General features: G+C 57.9%; 18 protein-coding genes. 9 read left to right on the top strand and 9 right to left on the bottom strand.

All coding sequences use genetic code 11. The features are described 5' to 3' along the window. Positions 1–8: 8 nt before the first annotated feature. On the bottom strand, positions 9–1,205 hold the full coding sequence (locus EDF81_RS03205; RefSeq protein WP_123346190.1) for an L-talarate/galactarate dehydratase: 1,197 nt from the start codon (positions 1,203–1,205) through the stop codon (positions 9–11). Positions 1,206–1,504: 299 nt separating this feature from the next. Between EDF81_RS03205 and EDF81_RS03200 the strand changes: the two genes are divergently transcribed. Together EDF81_RS03200 and pptA are read left to right on the top strand one after the other, a co-directional pair. Continuing rightward, on the top strand, positions 1,505–2,524 hold the full coding sequence (locus EDF81_RS03200; protein ID WP_404851441.1) for a LacI family DNA-binding transcriptional regulator: 1,020 nt from the start codon (positions 1,505–1,507) through the stop codon (positions 2,522–2,524). A 51-nt stretch (positions 2,525–2,575) separates the two neighbouring features. Continuing rightward, entirely contained in the window at positions 2,576–2,806 is a 231-nt protein-coding gene (gene pptA / locus EDF81_RS03195; RefSeq protein ID WP_123346186.1) for a tautomerase PptA, read from the top strand. Positions 2,807–2,836: 30 nt separating this feature from the next. Here pptA and EDF81_RS03190 read toward each other — a convergent pair whose 3' ends face one another. After that, positions 2,837–3,406, bottom strand: a complete 570-nt coding sequence (locus tag EDF81_RS03190) for a flavin reductase family protein (RefSeq protein ID WP_123346184.1) — start codon at positions 3,404–3,406, stop codon at positions 2,837–2,839. A gap of 233 nt (positions 3,407–3,639) precedes the next feature. On the opposite strand from EDF81_RS03190, the gene EDF81_RS03185 reads away from it, so the two are divergent. The 4 genes from EDF81_RS03185 to EDF81_RS03170 all read left to right on the top strand — a co-directional run bounded on the left by EDF81_RS03185 (position 3,640) and on the right by EDF81_RS03170 (position 7,899). Continuing rightward, on the top strand, positions 3,640–4,341 hold the full coding sequence (locus EDF81_RS03185) for an ABC transporter ATP-binding protein (protein WP_123347658.1): 702 nt from the start codon (positions 3,640–3,642) through the stop codon (positions 4,339–4,341). Next, positions 4,338–5,306 (top strand): ABC transporter substrate-binding protein, encoded by a 969-nt coding sequence (locus EDF81_RS03180; protein WP_123346182.1) that lies wholly within the window; start codon positions 4,338–4,340, stop codon positions 5,304–5,306. The genes EDF81_RS03185 and EDF81_RS03180 overlap by 4 nt, the downstream gene beginning before the upstream one ends. Positions 5,307–5,345: 39 nt before the next feature. Continuing rightward, entirely contained in the window at positions 5,346–6,998 is a 1,653-nt protein-coding gene (locus EDF81_RS03175) for an iron ABC transporter permease (protein ID WP_123346181.1), read from the top strand. Between the two features lie 70 nt (positions 6,999–7,068). Continuing rightward, positions 7,069–7,899 (top strand): arylamine N-acetyltransferase, encoded by an 831-nt coding sequence (locus tag EDF81_RS03170; RefSeq protein ID WP_123346179.1) that lies wholly within the window; start codon positions 7,069–7,071, stop codon positions 7,897–7,899. On the opposite strand, the gene EDF81_RS03165 is transcribed toward EDF81_RS03170, so the two are convergent. Next, on the bottom strand, positions 7,896–8,471 hold the full coding sequence (locus tag EDF81_RS03165) for a TetR family transcriptional regulator (protein ID WP_123346177.1): 576 nt from the start codon (positions 8,469–8,471) through the stop codon (positions 7,896–7,898). The genes EDF81_RS03170 and EDF81_RS03165 overlap by 4 nt on opposite strands. Positions 8,472–8,591: 120 nt before the next feature. Between EDF81_RS03165 and EDF81_RS03160 the strand changes: the two genes are divergently transcribed. Beyond that, on the top strand, positions 8,592–10,082 hold the full coding sequence (locus EDF81_RS03160) for an MFS transporter (protein WP_123347657.1): 1,491 nt from the start codon (positions 8,592–8,594) through the stop codon (positions 10,080–10,082). Positions 10,083–10,085: 3 nt separating this feature from the next. On the opposite strand, the gene yddG is transcribed toward EDF81_RS03160, so the two are convergent. From yddG to adhP, 3 genes are all read right to left on the bottom strand, one after another. Further along, a complete protein-coding gene (gene yddG / locus EDF81_RS03155; RefSeq protein ID WP_123346175.1) occupies positions 10,086–10,967 on the bottom strand; it encodes an aromatic amino acid DMT transporter YddG in 882 nt (293 codons plus the stop codon). A gap of 84 nt (positions 10,968–11,051) precedes the next feature. Next, positions 11,052–11,495 carry a VOC family protein gene (locus EDF81_RS03150; RefSeq protein WP_123346173.1) on the bottom strand — a complete coding sequence of 148 codons (444 nt, stop codon included), beginning with the start codon at positions 11,493–11,495 and terminating at the stop codon, positions 11,052–11,054. An 86-nt stretch (positions 11,496–11,581) separates the two neighbouring features. Further along, a complete protein-coding gene (adhP, locus tag EDF81_RS03145) occupies positions 11,582–12,592 on the bottom strand; it encodes an alcohol dehydrogenase AdhP (protein ID WP_123346172.1) in 1,011 nt (336 codons plus the stop codon). Positions 12,593–12,868: 276 nt separating this feature from the next. On the opposite strand from adhP, the gene EDF81_RS03140 reads away from it, so the two are divergent. Continuing rightward, a complete protein-coding gene (locus EDF81_RS03140) occupies positions 12,869–13,468 on the top strand; it encodes an inorganic diphosphatase (protein WP_123346170.1) in 600 nt (199 codons plus the stop codon). Between the two features lie 38 nt (positions 13,469–13,506). On the opposite strand, the gene EDF81_RS03135 is transcribed toward EDF81_RS03140, so the two are convergent. From EDF81_RS03135 to sra, 3 genes are all read right to left on the bottom strand, one after another. After that, a complete protein-coding gene (locus EDF81_RS03135) occupies positions 13,507–15,216 on the bottom strand; it encodes an ABC-F family ATP-binding cassette domain-containing protein (protein ID WP_123346168.1) in 1,710 nt (569 codons plus the stop codon). A 310-nt stretch (positions 15,217–15,526) separates the two neighbouring features. Next, on the bottom strand, positions 15,527–17,224 hold the full coding sequence (locus EDF81_RS03130; protein ID WP_123346167.1) for an NAD-dependent malic enzyme: 1,698 nt from the start codon (positions 17,222–17,224) through the stop codon (positions 15,527–15,529). Between the two features lie 190 nt (positions 17,225–17,414). Beyond that, positions 17,415–17,555 carry a stationary-phase-induced ribosome-associated protein gene (gene sra / locus EDF81_RS03125; RefSeq protein WP_123346165.1) on the bottom strand — a complete coding sequence of 47 codons (141 nt, stop codon included), beginning with the start codon at positions 17,553–17,555 and terminating at the stop codon, positions 17,415–17,417. 257 nt (positions 17,556–17,812) lie between these two features. On the opposite strand from sra, the gene EDF81_RS03120 reads away from it, so the two are divergent. Then, on the top strand, positions 17,813–18,784 hold the full coding sequence (locus EDF81_RS03120; protein ID WP_123346164.1) for a phosphotriesterase: 972 nt from the start codon (positions 17,813–17,815) through the stop codon (positions 18,782–18,784). The last annotated feature ends 2 nt before the right edge of the window (positions 18,785–18,786 follow it).

Raw genomic sequence — 18,786 nt, 5'->3', positions numbered from 1 at the left:
TATTGTTATTAAGGACGTTTACCGAATTCACAGCTGGTTTGTGTCCAGCGACGGGCCTGCTCGCTGATAGAGAAGCCCAGACCGTGGCGGTCGGAGATATACATCCGGCCGTCGCGCAGTTCAAGCTGCTCATTGAACAGCGGGTTAAGCCATTCGAAGTGCTCCAGCCACGGCTCCAGCGGGTAGGCCGCGGAAAGGTGCAGGTGGACTTCCATCGCAAAATGCGGCGCCAGCTTGCGACCGTGCTTCGCGGCCAGGTCCATAATTTTCAGGAACGGGGAGATCCCGCCGACGCGTGGGGCATCGGGCTGCACGAAGTCGCTGGCGTTACCGAGGATCAGCTGTTCATGCTCGCGGAAACTGGTCAGCATCTCGCCGGTCGCAATCGGCGTATCCAGGGCCGCTGCCAGCTGGGCATGACCTTCAACATCGTAGGCATCCAGCGGCTCTTCAATCCAGATCAGGTTGAACTGCTCCATCTTGCGTCCCATACGGATAGCCGTTTCGCGGTCCCACTGCTGGTTGGCATCAACCATCAGCGGGAAGTCGTCGCCGAGCGCTTCACGTACGGCGGTCAGACGGCGAATATCCTCATGGGTATTCGGCTGGCCGACCTTGATTTTGATCCCGCCGATACCGTTTTCACGGGAGATCATGACGTTTTTCAGGACCTGATCCAGCGGGGTATGCAGGAAGCCGCCGGAAGTGTTGTAGCACTGAACCGAGTCGCGGTGGGCGCCGAGCAGTTTAGCCAGCGGTAAACCGGCACGTTTGGCTTTCATATCCCATAGGGCGATATCGAGAGGGGAGATCGCCTGCACCGCCATCCCGCTGCGGCCGACGGATGCGCCTGCCCACAGCAGTTTGGTGTAAATTTTGTCGATATCGTTCGGGTCTTCACCCAGCAGATTATCAGCGATCTCTTTGGCGTGGGCGTAGATCCCCTGGCCTCCGGCGCGCTTGGAGTAGCTGAAGCCCACGCCTTCAAAGCCATCGCGGCTGCGGATTTCGGCAAAAATGATCGCCACTTCCGTCAGGGGCTTCTGGCGACCGGTAAGCACTTTCGCGTCGCTTACCGGCGTGGCCAGCGGCAGAAACGCCAGCGACAGGCGTACCCACTCGATACGATCCCCGGTCTCGGCCGCGGTTTTGCTTCCGGCGGATTTCGCGTAGGTGACCGCATCGGAATTTGCACTGAGAGTCATTGTTAATCTCCTGAGAGTGAATAAATGTTTGCGCTAACATTTTTAATTTCGACGCTCTTTGAATGCCAGTGGATTGATGCAGATTTGAACACCTGGTCACAAAGACTCGCTCCGATGGGGGATTTTTTGCAATGAAGATCGCAATCCGGATATTTTCAGGTGTCTCTCCGTGCTGCAATGATGGCGCTAACATTTTTGCAGGACATCATGCAGGAAACATGCCGGGCGGCTGGCAATGCGCGGGGGGTTAATGAATAATGCGGTTATTACAACTACAACTCGTACACAAGGATTTTGTCGTGAAGCGTTCTCCCTCCCAACGCCCGGCTGCAGTGCGCGCACCTACGCTTGATGACGTTGCCCGTGCTGCCGGGCTCTCTTCCATGACGGTCAGCAGGGCGCTGAACACGCCGCAGCAGGTGCGACCCGCCACGGTAGAAAAAGTGATGACCGCCGTTCGGGCCACGGGCTATATCCCCAACGCGCTGGCGGGCGGGCTGGCCTCCCGGCGCAGCAAACTGATTGCGGTCGTCGTCCCGCAGATCAATAACAGCATGTTTGTCGATACCATCCAGGCCCTGAGCGATGAGCTGGCAGGGCGCGGTTACCATATGCTGCTCTGCGTGTCGGGCTATGCCGCCCAGACGGAGGCGGAACTGGTGGCGACGCTGCTATCAAGACGGCCCGATGGCGTCGTGCTGACCGGGATACATCATTCAGCGGAGCTGAAAAAGGTGATCCTTAACGCCGCCATCCCGGTGGTGGAGATCTGGGATCTGACGCCAACCCCGCTCGATATGCTGGTTGGTTTTTCCCATGAAAAAGTCGGGATGGCGACGGGGGAGTATCTCTGGCGTAAAGGTTATCGCCGCCCGGGACTGCTGTGGGCAATGGATCGCCGTGCCACGCAGCGTCAGCAGGGGCTGTGTGAAACCCTTAACAATCACGGCGTCTCGACCATTCCAACGGTAACGGTGCCGCTCCCGGCGTCGCTGGCGCTGGGACGCAGTGGCCTGCGTCAGCTGCTGGAAGAGGGCGAGTTTGATGTGATTGTCTGTAGCTCAGATACCCTGGCGCAGGGGGCGATTATGGAGGCGGAAAGCCGCGGGCTGCGCGTACCGCAGGATCTGGCCTTTATCGGCTTTGGCGATCTCGATTTTGCCGCCAACAACCGTCCGTCTCTGACAACTGTCAGCGTTGACCGCCACGCCATCGGCCAGCGCGCCGCCACGCTGCTGGCCGACAGGATAGAAGGGCTGGACGTCGAAGATACCCTGGTGGATATTGGTTTTCACCTGATCGAACGTGAGTCCGCCTGAAACCCGGCGAAAACTGTGCTAGCGTAAGGCTTCTTGACTAAGGAGCCTGCTATGCCACACGTTGATATTAAATGCTTTCCCCGCGATCTGAACGACGAACAAAAAGCCGCCCTGGCGACGGATATCGCCGACGTGATTATCCGTCATCTGAACAGTAAGCCTGGCTCCATCAGCGTGGCGCTTAATGAGGTTAACCCGGAAGACTGGAAAACCCAGGTCTGGGATACCGAGATTGCCCCGCAGGCACAAACGCTGATCCGCAAACCTGAATACGAGATGTAATCTCCTCGTGCCCGGTTCGCCGGGCACGGTTTATTTCACGCTCACCTTACTCCCGCTGGTGACAAAATTCCCGCCGCCGAGATGATGCAGCGAATTGAGCTTATCGTCGTCGAACTGCCAGCGTCCGTCGATAAACGCCCGGGAATCTGCCGCAGCGGAAACCACCTCACCAAAGAGCGTATCGTACTTCTCCTGCGCAGCCGTCGGCGGCAGCAGGCGACACTCCATCCAGGCCAGACAGCGCTCTTCGATAACCGGCAGGCCAAGCACCGGGCCTGAAATCGCCGGAATACCGTAGCAGTTAAATTTATCCTCATCGCGGCCGGTAACGCTGCCGACGGCGTAGGTCCAGTTGGTCGCCTCCACGCCGGGAACCACAATCCCGAACATACCGCTGCGCTCAATCAGTTCGCGCGACCAGGCGCTTTTATCCACCACGATAGCAATTCGCGGTGGCTCAAACTCGACCGGCATGGACCAGGCTGCAGCCATCACGTTTCGTCTGTCGATTTGCTCGTCGCGGCTGGTGATCAGGATGGTCGGGCCGTGATTGAGCAGGCGGCTGGCGTGGGGTAAGGCGACAGGACGGAAGTGGCTCACAGGAACTCCTCAGGCAAAAAGGGAACTGCCGGTATTGATCGTCTCTTTTGCGCGAAAAATCAAGACGCAACATAACCGTAATCTCCCCGTCATAAACGCTGCCTATATTCCCGGCTATCAAATCCCAAAGAGGATAACAATGTGATGACTCCCCTGACTTATGTGCAGGTGAGTGCGGCCCGCCGGAATTCGCCTGCGGGAAAGCGTCGTTCTGCCATAGCGGGAGAATGCTGATGCGCGCGCTTACCTCAATCCAGATACAAGGCGTTTCGTACGCTTTCGACAAACATGTCGTTCTTAACCATCTCGATCTGCAGATTGATGCCGGCTCTATTGTTGCGCTGCTGGGGCCATCCGGCTGCGGCAAAAGCACGCTGCTGCGTCTGCTTGCAGGGCTGGCCGTTCCGGCCGACGGCGAGATCTGGTTTGGCGATAAACAGGTCGCCAGCCCCGGCAAAGCGCTGCCGCCGGAAGCCCGCGATATCGGTATGGTGTTCCAGGACTATGCGCTGTGGCCGCATATGAGCGTGACGGAGAACGTCGCCTTTCCGCTCAAAATGCGCGGCGTTCCGCGCAAGCAGCGTGAGGAACGCGTGATGGCTGCGCTGGAACGGGTGGGGCTGGCTGAGTTTGCCACCCGCAGGCCGTCCGGGCTATCCGGCGGTCAGCAGCAGCGCGTCGCGCTGGCCCGCGCCATCGTCGGCGAACCCCGTGTGCTGCTGTTCGATGAGCCACTCTCGAATCTTGACAGCGAACTGCGCGAATCTCTGTGTCGCGAGATGAGCCAGCTGCTGCGCCAGCTCGGTACCACCGCCGTTTATGTTACCCACGATCGTCGGGAGGCCGAACTGCTGGCCGACCATATTGTGTTGCTGTCCTCCGGCAGCGTCAGCGCTGTCCATTCTGTTACATCATCCTCAGGGGAAGTCGTATGAAAGCGTTAATGTCCGTAAAACAAGGAGTCGCGTTAGCCGTGATGTTGTCATCAGCTATGATTTCCAGCGCCCATGCGCTGACAGTGTATACCGCAGGACCGGGCTCGCTGGCGAAAAACCTCGCCAGCGGATACGAAAAGCAAACCGGCGTAAAAGTGAATATCTTCCAGGCCACCACCGGCAAGGTGATGGCGCGACTGGAGGCCGAACAGGCTAACCCGCAGGCGGATATTCTGATTTCTGCCTCCTGGGATACGGCGGAAGATCTGCATAATCGCGGCTGGCTGCTGCCGTACCAGAGCGCCAACGCGGCTAAGGTTCCGGATTCGCTGAAGTCTGCCGATTTCGTGGCGCAGGGTATTTCTGCTCTGGGGATTGTCTGGAACACCAAAAGCGGAACGCCGGAACCCAAAGAGTGGCGCGACCTGACCGGTCCTGACTTTAAAGATAAGGTCACCACGCCCGATCCGGCGCTCTCCGGTGCCTCACTCGATTTGCTGATCGGTCTGCAAAATAGTATGGGCGACGGGGCCTGGAAGCTGTTTGACGATCTTAAAGCCAACGGCATGGTCGTCAGCGGTCCGAATGCTCAGGCGGTAACGCCGGTGATGCAGGGCGCGAAGGCGGCGGTATTCGGCGCGGTAGACTATGTTTCCTACGGCAATATCAGCCAGGGCGAATCCCTGAAGGTGATTTTCCCGGCCAGCGGCACCGTGATTGCGCCGCGTCCGATGATGATCCTCAAATCGACCCAGCATGCGAAAGATGCGCAGGGCTTTGTCGACTATGTGCTGTCCCCGGAAGGACAGAAAATGGTTGCCGATGCCTGGCTGATGCCGGCACGTACCGATGTAGAAGCGAAACGTCCTCTGTTTAACGAACTGGCTATCCTGCCGACAACCAGCGACGGCACCAGCGAACGCGGCGCCGTACTCTCTCGTTTCAATACGCTCTTCACGAAGTAATTGACCCGGCGGGGGCAACCCCGCCTGCAGGATACGCTGGTGAAACAACGACTCATCCCCCTTTTTACGACAATCTCGCTGATTGTCCTGGTGGCGCTGCCGCTGTTATTTATCGTGCTGCAGGCCATTTTCCCCCACTTTAGCGCCGGATCGCTGGCACAGCCCTTTAGCGGCGTGCTGCCGCTGATCCGCGATCCGCAGCTGCCTGCGATGCTCGGCGGAACCCTGTGGATTGCCCTGGGCGTGGCGCTGTGCAGTGCGCTTATCGGTCTGCCGCTGGGCGTGGCGCGTGGCCTGTTCCGTTTACCGGGTGCGGCACTCTGGGATCTGCTTTTTGTCCTGCCTTTTTTGACGCCGCCCTATATTGCCGCGCTCTCCTGGACGCTGGTCCTGCAGCACAACGGCTATCTGGCGCAGCTGACCGGGATGGATCTTAACGATCTGCTGTTCAGCCGCACCGGCATTATGCTGGTGATGACTCTCAATATCTTCCCGGTTATCTACTTCGCGGTGTCGCGCAGCCTGATGGCCAGCGGGCAACGACTGGCGCTGGTCGCAAGGGTGCACGGCGCGTCCGCATGGCGCGCGTTCTGGCATATTACGCTGCCGATGACCGCCCCGGCGCTGGCCGCCGGTATGCTGCTGGCTTTTACCCTGGCCATTGAAGAGTATGGCGTGCCCGCCGCGCTCGGTTCCCGTGCTGGCGTGGTAATGCTGACCGTCGGTATTGAGAAAAAGCTGGCGGACTGGCCTATCGATATGCCGGGTGCTGCGCTGCTCTCACTGCTGCTGATTGCCGTCGCGCTGTGCGGATGGTGGCTACAGCGTCGTCTGGTCGGTGATAAAGAGGTAACCAGCATAACCGGCAAGCCGGTGGAATCTGCCGGTGCCGATGCGGGCCTGTTTCGCTGGCCGCTGACCATCCTGATGCTGGCGGTGGCTTTCCTGGCGGTCGGTCTGCCAGGCGCATCGATGTTGCTGACCGGCCTGCTGTCGACGCTTTCCGGCGGCGTGGCTGTCGATAACCTGACGCTTAACCACTATTCGGCGCTTTTTGCCCAGCAGGGCGATGCGCTGTCGGCGCTGGGCACCAGTCTTTCTCTGGCGCTGGCTGCCTCTTTGATTACGGGACTGATTGGGCTGCTGGCGGCCTGGCTGGTGGTGGTGCAGAAGATCCGCGGGCGAAGCATTATCGATGCGCTCTCTCTGATCCCGGCCGCGCTGCCGGGTATTGTGGTCGGCGTAGGGCTGATTCTGCTGTGGAACCGCAGTTTCTGGCCTGTATCGCCCTACAACAGCTGGGCAATTCTGCTGCTCTCCTACTGTTGCCTGCTGCTGCCCTGGCCGGTTCGCTACGTCAGCAGCGCGCTGCGCCAGCTTGGTGGAAACCTGGAGCCGTCGGCGCGGGTGCACGGGGCCACGCCACTGCGTGCGCTACGCTTAATTGTCCTGCCGCTGGTGTTTCCGGCCATGCTGGCGGCGATGCTGATGGTGTTTGCCGTGGCTTCCCGCGAGCTGGTGACCTCGCTGCTGTTAGCCCCGGCGGGAATGCAGACGGTGGCGGTGTTTATCTGGCGACAGTTTGAGCAGGGCTCCGTCGGTCAGGGAATGGCGATGGCCAGCCTGACGCTGGTCAGCGGTATGCTGCTGATGTTAACGGCGCTCTGGTTAATGCAGAGACGGGCACGCTAAGCGCACAAAAACGCCGGTCGGGAAAAAATAATGCGTTATAACAGGGGCAAATCTACTAATGGAGTCTGTTATGAGTGCGTTTCTGGATGCGTATTTTTCCCGGCTTGGCTGGACCGGCCCCGCAGAGGTCAACATCGATACCCTGCGGGCGCTGCATTTGCTGCATAACGGTGCGATCCCGTTTGAAAATATGGATGTTTTGCTGCACCGGGAAATTCTTCTCGACGAGCAGGCGCTGGAAGAGAAGCTGCTGCACGGACGCCGCGGCGGCTACTGTTTTGAGCAGAACGGGCTCTTTGAACGGGCATTAAAAGAGGTGGGTTTTGAGGTGCGCAGCCTGCTGGGCAGAGTGGTGCTCTCCGGACCACAGCAGATGCCACCGTTAACCCATCGGGTACTGCTGGTGACGCTCGACGGTGAACAGTGGCTGGCGGATGTCGGTTTTGGTAGCCAGACGCTGACCGCACCGATCCGTCTGAAAGAGGACGATATCCAGACCACGCCGCACGGTACGTATCAATTGCAGCGTGAAGGCGACGACTGGATCCTCGCCTTTAAGCATCACGATCGCTGGCAGCCCATGTACCGCTTCGATAAGGTCCAGCGTTACTTCAGCGATTACCAGATGGGCAATTTCTGGTCCGCTAACTGGCCCGCATCCCATTTCCGTCATCACCTGATTTACAGCCTGCATCTGGCGGACGGCAGCAAACTGACCCTGAATAATTTCCTCTTTACCCACTGGACGCGCAGCGGAGAAGTGGCGGAGCAGGTCACGCTGCCGGATGCGCAGGCACTACGCGAAGTGCTGGCGACCCGCTTTGGGGTGGCGGTAGATGGGCCACGTTACGGTGTCACTCTTAATGAGCTTGCCGCGGTCGTTCCGGTCAACGAAGGCTAGCACAGCTCCAGGGTAATGGCCCGGTCGAGATACCGGTCAAAGGCGGCCATATCCATGCCGCCGATGCCCAGGACGCAGATACCGTCAAGGCCGCAGACCAGGCCGATCAGCCGCCAGGCAATACGGGCGGCGCTATCGCTGCGACGAAACTCTCCGGCGGCCTGACCCTTCTCAATAATCGCTACCGTGTCGGTATGCCACATCTCCATGGTCAGAATATAGACCCCTTTAATATCGGCATCGGTATCCGCCAGGATCTGGCCCTCGCGCCACAGGCGGACATAGGGCTCCAGCCGCCCATCGTCGCTGCCCAGCATGGCATGCAGATGTTCACGCCAGCTGGCGTTTTCCGCCACCAGTTCCATATCAAGAAAGTCGCGAATCAGACGGACGAACGCCTGGGCTTTTAGCTCCCCGACGGAAGTAAAGTGGTGGTGGACCTGGCCTGAAGAAACCCCGGCCTCGCTGGCCACGCCGCGCACCGTCATGGCGGCAAAACCACCCTCTAAGGCCAGGCGCATCGCCGCCTGGAGAATAATGTCGCGGCGTTCGTCGCGGTTCAGATAACCCATGATTTCTACTGTGTCGGTGGAAGTGGGAGGATAATAACAAAAAGCTGGACATGCGTTCAACTTTACATCAGGATCGGCATCCTGGACGTGTGTCCAGGAATGTTTTTTGAGGCTAAGTTTATGTTTCGTCAATGGATAACGCTGATTGTTATCGTCCTCGTTTATATTCCGGTGGCTATCGATGCCACCGTGCTGCACGTTGCCGCGCCGACGCTGAGCCTCAGCCTGGGTGCCAGCGGCAACGAACTGCTGTGGATTATTGATATTTATTCGCTGGTGATGGCCGGAATGGTGCTGCCGATGGGCGCGCTGGGCGATCGCATCGGCTTTAAACGCCTGCTGCTTATCGGCAGCGGATTATTTGGACTGGCCTCCCTGCTGGCGGCGCTGTCGACCAGCGCAGAGTGGCTGATTGCCACCCGTGCGCTGCTGGCGATCGGCGCGGCGATGATCGTTCCGGCAACGCTTGCCGGGATCCGCAGCACGTTCTCTGAAGCACGTCACCGCAATATGGCTCTCGGCGTCTGGGCGGCGGTCGGATCCGGCGGAGCGGCCTTTGGCCCGCTGGTCGGCGGGATGCTGCTGGAGCATTTTTACTGGGGATCGGTGTTTCTGATTAACGTTCCCATCGTGCTGCTGGTGATGGTATTAACCCTGCGCGTGGTGCCCGCTCAGACGGGACGGGCATCCCAGACTCTGAATCTGACCCATGCCCTGATGCTGATTGCCGCGATCCTGCTGCTGGTCTGGAGTGCAAAAACGGCCCTGAAAGGGTTGCAGGGACCCTGGCTTCCCGCCGTGGCGCTGCTGGCAGGTAGCGTGTTGCTGACGACGTTCGTGCGCATTCAGCTGGCGGCGAAAAACCCGATGATCGATATGCGCCTGTTTACTCATCGGGTGATCCTCAGCGGCGTGATGATGGCGATCACCGCGATGGTCACCCTGGTGGGGTTCGAGCTGCTGATGGCGCAGGAGCTGCAGTTTGTGCACGGCAAAACGCCGTTTGAAGCCGGGCTGTTTATGCTGCCGGTCATGCTGGCCAGCGGCTTTAGCGGACCGATTGCCGGGCTGCTGGTTTCACGTCTGGGCCTGCGTCGGGTCGCGACCGGCGGTATGGCGCTGAGTGCGTTCAGTTTTCTGGGGCTGTCGGTCACCGACTTCAGCACCCAGCAGTGGCAGGCGTGGGGGTTAATGACCCTGCTGGGCTTTAGCGCCGCCAGCGCGCTGCTGGCGTCGACGGCGGCGATTATGGCCGCCGCGCCGAAAGAGAAAGCCGCCGCGGCCGGGGCCATTGAAACCATGGCCTACGAGCTGGGGGCAGGACTGGGGATCGCGCTGTTCGGCATGCTGCTAAGCCGCAGTTTTTCCGCCTCTATTCAGCTTCCCGCAGGGCTGGATCCGCAGCAGACGCAGCTGGCCGGGTCCTCAATTGGCGAGGCGATACAGCTGGCGCAGACATTAGATTCCGCACTCGGTCACGCCGTGACCGAGGCTGCAAAATCGGCGTTTGTGAACTCTCACAGCGTGGCGCTGGGCAGCGCCGGGGTGATGTTGCTCCTGCTGGCTTTCGGTATCTGGTTTAGCCTGGCGAAAGTCAGGGAGACGGCGTAAATCTCAGCCCTTGCGGGTGGCGTACCAGCACAGCAGCGATCCGCCGCAGACCAGGGCCGCGCCCTGCCAGAATCCCCAGGAGAGCGGGGCATTTAGCATCAGTGCGGCCAGCGCCGAGGAGAGCACGGGGGTAAAGTAGGATGCGGCGGCCAGCACCGGCACATGACCGTGCAGGATCCCGGTATTCCACGCGGCATAGCCGAAGCCCAGCGCAATCGACACCATCGCCAGCTGTATCAGCGTCGGCAGGGTGAAGTGCATCGGCGGCTGTTCGCTGAACAGATACTTCAGCCACAGACTGACGGCGGTGAGCAGAATAAAGAAGGTAATGCCGTTGTGGCCCCCGGCATATTTGCTGGTGACCGTGCAGTAGGCGGCCCAGATTATCGCCCCGCTGAATGCCAGCAGATAGCTGACCGGGCTGGAGACAATATTGCGGGTGATATCCGCAATATTAAGGCCGCTATCGCCACCGAGTACCCGACAGACCCCAATAACGGCCAGCAGCAGGCCGGGGATCACCAGCCAGGACGCTTTCTGGCGATTAAAAAGAATGGCGAACAGAATCGTCAGCCCCGGCCATAAATAGTTAACCATCCCGGCTTCGATGGCCTGATGACGGGTTGCAGCGTAGCCGAGGGACAGGGCAAGACAGATTTCGTAGCTGACAAATAAAAGAGAGCCAGACAGCAGATAACGGGGAGGAAAGCGGCGTAAATCAGGGAAACCGACGGTGACCAGCAGCAGCAGGCCGCTACAGGTATAGATCATCGCCGCGCCGCCGACCGGGCCTAATCCTTCAGACACCCCGCGAATTAACCCGACCATCGTGCTCCAGAGTACGATGGCCACCAGACCCGTCAGCGTTGCTTTTTGCTTTGTCATCCTGCGCCCGCGTTAACCTCTTAAAAAACTAAGGGGCCGATTTATAACATTTTTTAAGGTCGGACGGGCGCAATGATCAGATTTTTATGCCGGATCGCGCAGCCAGGGCGTGATGGTCAGGCCGACCAGAATGCCTTCCGGGCCAAGCAGGCGGGTCACGCTTTGTCCCCAGGGCTCTGTCCGGTTAACGACGAGCAGCGAGTAGCCTTTCGCCAGCAGCACGTCGGTGGCGGTAGTGAGGTCGGCGACTTCAAACTCGATCCAGCTCTGCGGGATCGCGTGAGATTCAGGCCAGATATCGCTGCCAAAGCAGGACTGCGCCGCCTGATGCAGCGGCCAGAGCGCAAAATGATTTACACCCTCGATGGCACCGTGCTCGGTCAGCAGATAATCGGGGTTGCCCTCCATCGCTTTAAGAGGCAGGCCCAGGGTCTGCTGATAAAACGCCTGACTGTCGCTGACGCTGCGGGGGATGGGGCCGAAGCCGGCAATAAACAGGACATCGAGTCCGGGAATGTTCGGGTTCATAGGGTAGGCCTCAGTGGAAAAGTTATCCTCTGAGCTTAGCATGAAAAAAGGGGCTTTCGCCCCTTTGTATCAGTGTCCTGCGATGATTAATGACGCAGGTCGATCACCATACGGCCGCGGATCTGGCCCGCTTCCATCTCTTTAAAGATGGCGTTGATATCCTGCAGCGGACGCAGGGCAACCTTCGGCACCACTTTACCTTCAGCGGCAAACTGGAAGGCTTCAATCAGATCCTGACGGGTGCCCACCAGAGAGCCCACGACCTGAATACCGTCCAGCACCAGGCGAGGAATGTCCAGGCTCATGGCTTCCGGTGGCAGGCCGACGGCGACCACGCGGCCACCGGCGCGCACGGCATCGACCGCGGAGTTAAAGGCCGCTTTTGCCACCGCAGTCACCACGGCGGAATGTGCGCCACCGGTTTTTTCCTGCACGATTTTTGCCGCGTCTTCACTGCGGGAGTTGATGGTCAGATCGGCTCCCATCTCAGCGGCCAGCTTCAGCTGTTCGTCATTAACGTCAATAGCGATAACTTTGGCATTGAAGACGTTTTTGGCGTACTGCAGGGCCAGATTACCGAGACCGCCCAGACCATAAATCGCGATCCACTGGCCGGGTTTAATATTTGAAATCTTAACGGCTTTATAGGTGGTCACGCCCGCGCAGGTAATACTGCTGGCGGCGGCAGAATCCAGACCGTCCGGCACTTTTACCGCGTAGTCGGCGACCACGATGCACTCTTCTGCCATCCCGCCATCAACGGAATAACCGGCATTTTTTACGTCACGACACAGGGTTTCGTTGCCGCTGTTACAGTATTCACAGTGTCCGCAGCCTTCAAAAAACCAGGCCACGGAGGCGCGATCGCCGGGTTTCAGGGAGGTGACGCCCGGCCCGACTTCACGTACGACGCCAATGCCTTCATGACCGAGGATAACGCCGGTTTTATCCCCGAAATCACCGTTTTTAACATGCAAATCCGTATGGCATACGCCACAGCATTCCATCTTCAGTAACGCTTCGCCGTGTTTCAGCGCGCGGAGGGTTTTGTCTGTTACTTCTACCTGATGGTCTTTGGTCACGACAGCCGCTTTCATAGGTTTCTCCTTATTTATGATGAGCATCTGCGAGGCAGGTAAGATATCTCCTGAGAGACACCTTACCCCCTAAGGATTAACACTTTTAATGGCCGTGACAAGCCTGGAGCAACACAATGTAATAATTTAATGGGGATTTAATTTAAGTAAAAACCCTTAATTGATTAGTTTTTCTTTTGGGTTTGCGTTAAATATTTCCGTCAAAAAACTGTCACAGGGCTGACATCTGGCCACCGTATGGTGTTTTCTTCCCAATAACCGAAGAGTTAAAAGACAATGCATCTGGTCAAAAAACTGATCGCCGTGGGCGTTCTTCTGTCAGCCTCCGTTCAGGCACAAAATATTCTTGAGTTTCCGCAGCCGAAAAACAACCCGGACGAGTTTTATGCGGTCACCGAAATCCCGGCGGGCGGCATCATTAAATACGAAACCGACGCTAAAACTGGCTTTATTATCGCCGACCGCTTCCAGTCCATGCCGGTAGCCTATCCGGCGAACTACGGCTCGCTGACCCAGTCCCTGGCGGGTGATGGCGATCCGCTGGACGTGATTTTCTATACCCGTGCGCCGCTGGCTCCGGGCACGCTGATCAAACTGCGTGCGATTGGCGTCCTGAAAATGATCGACGGCGGGGAGAAAGACGACAAGATCGTTGCCGTTCCGGCCAGCAAAATTGACCCGACCTACGACGATATTAAAGAGCTGAGTGACCTGCCGAAGATTGAGCAGCAGCGCCTGGAAGCCTTCTTCCGCGTCTATAAAGAGCTGCCGGAAGGGCGCAAAAAGGTGGAGCTGAACGGCTTTAACGATGCCGCGACCGCGAAGCAGGAAATCAAACAGGCATGGGATGCCTGGAAAGCGAAAAATCCGCAGTAATGAAACAGGCCCGGCGGAATTCTCCGCCGGGCGCTGAACTACAGTTTGGCCGTTATCGCCGTAATCTCCTTACGCCATTGCGCCTGCAGAAGCGGTTTCTGATGCTTCGGTTTGCGCGCCAGATCGTCCTCAAGCTGGGTTTCCAGCATAATCAGCCGTTCCAGCAGATCCTCTGACTGTTCCTGTACCCTGACGTTGACCGCTGATTCCGCGGGCGCAGCATTCAGGCCGCTGCCGTCGCGCAGGCGTTCGAATACCGCCTGTGCGTCGTGCCATTCGCTTAGCCTGCCGTCTTCGATAAGCCAGAAGCGGTTACAGCTCTGGCTTATCAGCTGGCGGTCATGGCTGACCAGCAATACGCCACCTTCAAACTGCTGTAGCGTTTCGGTCAGGGCCTCTTTGCCTTCCATATCCAGGTGGTTGGTTGGCTCATCCAGCATCAACAGGCTGTAGCGTGCCAGCGTCAGGCCAACAAACAGCAGCCTTGAACGTTCCCCGCCGCTGAGCACGCTGACTTTCTGTCCGTGACGCGCCCACGGGAACCCGGCACTGATTAATGCCATTTTTCGTTCCCCGGGATGGGGTGCGAAGGGCTCCAGCGCATCGAGCAGGGTTGCGTCGTCCGGCAGCTGGTGCAGCGTCTGGTCGTAGTAGCCCAGGCTAACACGCGGATGGATTTTCAGTTCAGCCTCGTGGGTGCCTGCGCAAAACTGTTGCCAGATAAGCTTCATCAGGGATGACTTACCGCAGCCGTTACGCCCGACGATTGCCACCCGGTCGCCGCTTTTCAGCCTGGCGATATCGGTGGTAAAAAGCGCGGGCAGGCCCGGCGCAGGGGGCACGGCAAGATTTTCCATCTCCAGCAGTCTGTCCGCCCGCAGCGCATCGCCGCGCAGGGTCAGCGTCCACGGACTGCCCGCCGTCACCTCTGTCTGGCTCTCTTTTAGCCGTTCGATCTGTCGTTCCATCTGTTTGGCTTTGCGGGACAGATCTTCGTTGTCGTAGACCTTACCCCAGGTGGCCAGCCGTTTAGCGCTGGCGGAGACCCGGTCGATCTCCTTTTGCTCGGCCTTAAAACGCAGCGCGTCGCTTTCATCCCTTTCCGCCAACGCCTGACGGGCGGCGGTGCAGGGCAGCGTGAAAGCGTGCAGCGTTTTATCGCGCAGGATCCAGGTGCCGTTGGTCACTGCGTCCAGCAGTTGCCTGTCATGGGAGACCAGCACAAAACTGCCAGGCCAGCGCTGCAAAAACTGCTCCAGCCACAGCAGCGTGGGCAGATCGAGATGGTTGCTGGGTTCATCAAGCAGCAGTAAATCCGGCTCGCGGATCAGCGCCCTGGCCAGCAGCAGCCGCGTATGCTGACCGCCGCTCAGGGTCGCCGACAGCAGGGCCATATCCGCCACGGTAAATCCCATGCTTGCCAGCAGCGATTCCGCTTTCCAGCGCAGGCCGTCGCGTTCGGCGGCAGGCAACGGTGCCAGTACCGCATCCAGCATGGTCAGAGGATAGATCGATTCCGGCAGATGTTGCTCAATGCGTGCCATCAGGCAGTGACCGGCCAGCGAAACCACGCCGGAGGCTGGCGCATCGCTGCCATCAAGTATCTTCAGCAGCGTACTTTTGCCGCAGCCGTTATCGCCGATCAGACCAATGCGATCGCCTTTTTTCAGGGTAAAGGAGAGGGCGTCGAACAACGTCCCGAAGGCCGTATCAACACGTAAGGATTGTGCAGTTAGTAAAGTACTCATTTTGCTTACTCAAGAGTTACAGGCATGGAAATGCCTCGTCAAACATCGCTGACGATAACCCGGTAAGCCCGAGAGAAGGGAGTTAGTGGTTGGCTTCTTCGCTCAAGCAGAAGTTATCGCAGCACGACACGGATAACGCTTGAGCAGGCACGATCGCCAAATGTATGTGAAACATTAAACAGTTCACAGTACAGCATGGGGTCCTCCTTTTTATATTCAGTGGGTTGATCGATGAAGGGAGTATAGCGACGTCGGGGAAATGACGCCAGCGCGCTAAAAAAACGGGCGCTCAGTGCGCCCGTTTTGTTCGTCAGATAGAGGTTCGACGGTAGCTGCGGTATTCCGGCTGCCAGAAGTTATCTTCAATGGCCTGCAGTAAGGCTTCCGGCGAGGTTTTCGCCGCCAGACCCTGCTGCTGCGCCATTTTGCCAACGGCAAAGGCGATGGCTTTGGACACCGGCTGAATATCTTTCAGCTCCGGCAGCACCAGCCCTTCGCCTTTGTTGACCAGCGGAGAGTACTTCGCCAGGGTTTCACTGGCCGACATCAGCATGTCGTCGGTGATGCGCGACGCGCCGGAGGCGATCACGCCCAGGCCAATTCCCGGGAAGATATAGGCGTTATTACACTGGGCAATCGGATAGATTTTATCTTTCCACGCCACCGGGGCGAACGGGCTGCCGGTGGCAACTAACGCGGCACCTTCGGTCCAGGCAATAATATCCTGCGGAGTGGCTTCCACCCGGGAAGTCGGGTTAGAGAGCGGCATCACGATAGGACGCGGGCAGTGCTTATGCATCTCGCGGATGATCTCTTCCGTGAACAGCCCGGTCTGGCCGGAAACACCGATCAGGATATCCGGCTTCACGTTACGCACCACATCAAGCAGGGAAAGGGCTTCGCTGCTGGTGTCCCAGCCCTGCAGATTCTCACGTTTCTGCACCAGCTTCGACTGGAAGGAGAGTAGATTCGGCATCTGATCCGTCAGCAGACCAAAGCGATCGACCATAAAGACGCGCTGGCGGGCTTCTTCTTCGCTCAGGCCTTCACGCACGATCTGGGCGATAATCTGCTCGGCGATACCGCAGCCCGCAGAGCCTGCGCCAAGGAAGACAATCTTCTGCTGGCTCAGCTGGCTGCCCGCCGCATGGCTGGCGGCAATCAGCGTTCCGACGGTCACCGCCGCGGTGCCCTGAATATCGTCGTTAAATGAACAGATCTCATCGCGGTAGCGCTGCAGCAGCGGCATAGCGTTCTTCTGGGCGAAATCTTCAAACTGCAGCAGAACGTCCGGCCAGCGGTGTTTCACCGCCTGGATAAAGTCGTCAACGAAGGCGTAATACTCGTCGTCGGTAATACGCGGACTACGGCAGCCCATATAGAGCGGATCGTTAAGCAGCTGCTGATTATTGGTGCCGACATCCAGCACCACCGGCAGCGTATAGGCCGGGCTGATGCCGCCGCAGGCGGTATAAAGAGAGAGTTTGCCGATGGGAATACCCATCCCGCCGATCCCCTGATCGCCCAGACCGAGAATACGCTCGCCGTCGGTAACCACGATCACTTTGATATTGTGGTTGGGCACGTTCTGCAGAATGTCGTCCATATTGTGGCGATTCTGGTACGAAATAAACACGCCGCGCGCGCGACGATAAATTTCGGAGAAGTGTTCGCAGGCCGCGCCAACGGTCGGGGTATAGATAACCGGCATCATCTCATCGAGATGGTTTTGCACCAGTCGATAGAACAGGGTTTCGTTAGTGTCCTGGATGTTACGCAGATAAATATGCTTATCAATTTCCGTTTTAAAGCCCTGATACTGCAGCCAGGCGCGCTCCGCCTGTTCTTCAATCGTTTCCACCACTTCAGGCAGCAGCCCCAGCAGGTTGAAGTTGCTGCGTTCTTCCATGCTGAACGCGCTGCCTTTGTTAAGCAGCGGGAATTCCAGCAGAACCGGGCCGGCATAGGGAATGTACAGGGAACGGTTCTTTTTATTCTTGAGTAACATCTCACTAACTCCTTTGTCATCACTGCGGCCCGGGCACGGTTACCTGCGTGCGGGCTGGCGGAAACTGCGGCGCGCAAAGTATAAAGCAAGTGTTAATGAAATGGTGAGAAACTGTGTGTACAGACGAGAAAGGGACAATAAAAAACACCATCGTGGGGTGAACGATGGTGTTCGGGGAAGGTAGCGACGATTATTTGGCGTCTTTGCGGCGTTTTCTGCCGGTCGCGTTAGGCACCACGGTTTCCTGCTGGTTATCGAGGGTGACTTTTTTATGATTCGAGAGCTTGTAGTTCAGTCCGAGGATATGACGTGCCTGACGGTTCGATTTCATTCTGACTCCTTAATCCTGCAAATAGTTTCAAGGGTAAACGTAAACCTTATCGTGTCGCGGCGCAGTGGCCGTGTCTGAAAGACTTGCGCATCTGACCGGCAATGGCAAGGGCGCACATCAATTTTTCAGAACTCTCTCTTATCTTACCCCCACCTTTTTATAGGTTTGGTTAATTTGCGAACTTGATCACTTGACTGATCAAGTGAACGGCTTCTAATTTGTATACACAAGATCAATGGTTTCCAGGAGCTGGCGTTATGGGTTTTGTTCGCACGTTAGAGGGTGATATTCCGGCAGGGCAGCTGGGCGTGACCTACAGTCACGACCATATCTACTGCATTCCTCCCTACTGGGCGGAGCGCAAAGATGAGGATCTGCTGCTGGATTCGCCGGAGGCCTCTGAACGGGAACTGGCCGATTTTCGCCTGGCGGGTGGGAAGTCTTTCTATGATGCGACCGCGCCGGATTATGGCCGTCAGGTGAGCGTGGTGGCAGAAATTGCTCGTCGCCAGCAGGTGCAGATTATTGCCACCGCCGGTTTTAACAAAGGCTTTCTCTGGAGTACCAACCGACCGGGCACGAATCAGAGCTTTGCGGAATGGATCGATAACTCGCCCCTCGATGCCCTGATTGAACACGTGGTACACGAAGTCACGCAGGGGATTGAAGGCACCGAATACCGGGCGGGCGTTGTGAAGTGCGGCACCGGTTATAACGCCATTTCTCCGCTGGAACGTAAAACGATGGAAGTCATTGTGCGTGCGCAGCAGCAAACGTCCGCGCCGATGCACAGCCACACCGAAATGGGCACCATGGCCCTGGAACAGACACGTATTTTCAACGAGCTGGGTCTTGATATGTCCCGCTTATGCTTTGCTCATATGGACCGTAACCCCGATCCATGGCTGCACCGTCAAATCGCCAACACCGGGGCGTTTCTTTCTTTTGACGGGATCAGCCGGATTAAATATCACCCTGAGCACGTGCGCACCGAAGCGATTCTGGCGCTGTGTAAAAAAGGGTACCAAAATCAGATCCTGATCGGGGGCGATTTTGCCCGTAAAAGCATGAGTGCCCACTATGGAAAAGGGGGGCTGGGATTGAAGTTTATCCTGGCGGACTGGCGGCCAAGATTTGTCGAAGAAGCCGGTGAGGCCGGCTTTGACGGCGAGGCATTGCTGCATAAATTCTTTGTTGAAAACCCGGCACGCTATTTTTCCTTCGGCTAAGA

Origin of the sequence: Enterobacter sp. BIGb0383 (assembly GCF_003751845.1) — a bacterium.
Taxonomy (GTDB): Bacteria; Pseudomonadota; Gammaproteobacteria; order Enterobacterales; family Enterobacteriaceae; genus BIGb0383.
This window is presented reverse-complemented; position numbering and strand designations above follow the sequence as displayed.

Excerpts from the sequence above, each read along its gene's own strand:
- adhP (WP_123346172.1), bottom strand. The coding sequence starts at position 12,592 with ATGAAAGCGGCTGTCGTGACCAAAGACCATCAGGTAGAAGTAACAGAC.
- EDF81_RS03180 (WP_123346182.1), top strand. The coding sequence starts at position 4,338 with ATGAAAGCGTTAATGTCCGTAAAACAAGGAGTCGCGTTAGCCGTGATG.
- EDF81_RS03165 (WP_123346177.1), bottom strand. The coding sequence starts at position 8,471 with ATGGGTTATCTGAACCGCGACGAACGCCGCGACATTATTCTCCAGGCG.
- yddG (WP_123346175.1), bottom strand. The coding sequence starts at position 10,967 with ATGACAAAGCAAAAAGCAACGCTGACGGGTCTGGTGGCCATCGTACTC.
- EDF81_RS03185 (WP_123347658.1), top strand. The coding sequence starts at position 3,640 with ATGCGCGCGCTTACCTCAATCCAGATACAAGGCGTTTCGTACGCTTTC.
- EDF81_RS03120 (WP_123346164.1), top strand. The coding sequence starts at position 17,813 with ATGGGTTTTGTTCGCACGTTAGAGGGTGATATTCCGGCAGGGCAGCTG.
- EDF81_RS03170 (WP_123346179.1), top strand. The coding sequence starts at position 7,069 with ATGAGTGCGTTTCTGGATGCGTATTTTTCCCGGCTTGGCTGGACCGGC.
- EDF81_RS03140 (WP_123346170.1), top strand. The coding sequence starts at position 12,869 with ATGCATCTGGTCAAAAAACTGATCGCCGTGGGCGTTCTTCTGTCAGCC.
- pptA (WP_123346186.1), top strand. The coding sequence starts at position 2,576 with ATGCCACACGTTGATATTAAATGCTTTCCCCGCGATCTGAACGACGAA.
- sra (WP_123346165.1), bottom strand. The coding sequence starts at position 17,555 with ATGAAATCGAACCGTCAGGCACGTCATATCCTCGGACTGAACTACAAG.
- EDF81_RS03150 (WP_123346173.1), bottom strand. The coding sequence starts at position 11,495 with ATGAACCCGAACATTCCCGGACTCGATGTCCTGTTTATTGCCGGCTTC.
- EDF81_RS03130 (WP_123346167.1), bottom strand. The coding sequence starts at position 17,224 with ATGTTACTCAAGAATAAAAAGAACCGTTCCCTGTACATTCCCTATGCC.
- EDF81_RS03205 (WP_123346190.1), bottom strand. The coding sequence starts at position 1,205 with ATGACTCTCAGTGCAAATTCCGATGCGGTCACCTACGCGAAATCCGCC.
- EDF81_RS03160 (WP_123347657.1), top strand. The coding sequence starts at position 8,592 with ATGTTTCGTCAATGGATAACGCTGATTGTTATCGTCCTCGTTTATATT.
- EDF81_RS03135 (WP_123346168.1), bottom strand. The coding sequence starts at position 15,216 with ATGAGTACTTTACTAACTGCACAATCCTTACGTGTTGATACGGCCTTC.